1 protein-coding gene is annotated in these 620 nt (G+C 48.2%); it reads left to right on the top strand.

Annotation, left to right across the window (positions count from 1 at the left end; all coding sequences use genetic code 11):
* Positions 1-620 (top strand): hypothetical protein (locus I6F37_RS38425; RefSeq protein ID WP_225154132.1); only part of this gene is annotated, 620 nt, incomplete at both ends.

Raw genomic sequence — 620 nt, 5'->3', positions numbered from 1 at the left:
GCAATACTGCAGGTGACGGCTCGGGTGCTGAAGGTAACGGCGGCGGGATGTACAACGATTTGTCATTCCCTATACTTAACAATGTAGTGTTTTACGGAAATTATGCTTACCGGGACGGAGGCGCTCTATATACCTATTCCGTTAACTACACCAACACCCGCAAACCGGTAATCAATAACACCTTGTTTCTCAACAATCAGTCCGGCAACGGAGCCGGTGGTGCCGTGTTCGGGTATGCCACTTCCTACTTTTTTACCAACTGCACTTTCGCCGGTAACCAATGCTTCCTGGCAGGCTGCGGCGGTGCCTTACACAATTTTGGTAACACCAATTCCGGTACTACCGCTACCTCTCAGGTGAAGAATTGTCTTTTCTGGGGAAATAAGGTAAGCACTACCAACACACCCTCTGATGTGTTCAATAATACTTATGCCACGTCAAATGTTACTTACTCCATGCTGCTTTCGCCACCTGCAACCGGTGGTAATGTGGCGTCATCCGGCAGCATACCTTTTGTAAATACGGGTGATCCGGATGGTGCAGACAACATATGGCTGACTGCAGATGATGGCTACCGCCTGGGTAATTGTAACACATTGGTAATTGACAAAGGCGATAAT

Origin of the sequence: Bradyrhizobium sp. NBAIM08 (genome assembly GCF_020193935.1) — a bacterium.
GTDB lineage: Bacteria > Pseudomonadota > Alphaproteobacteria > Rhizobiales > Xanthobacteraceae > Bradyrhizobium > Bradyrhizobium yuanmingense.
Note: the sequence above shows the minus strand (reverse complement) of the source record. Positions and strands in the feature narration are given on the sequence as shown.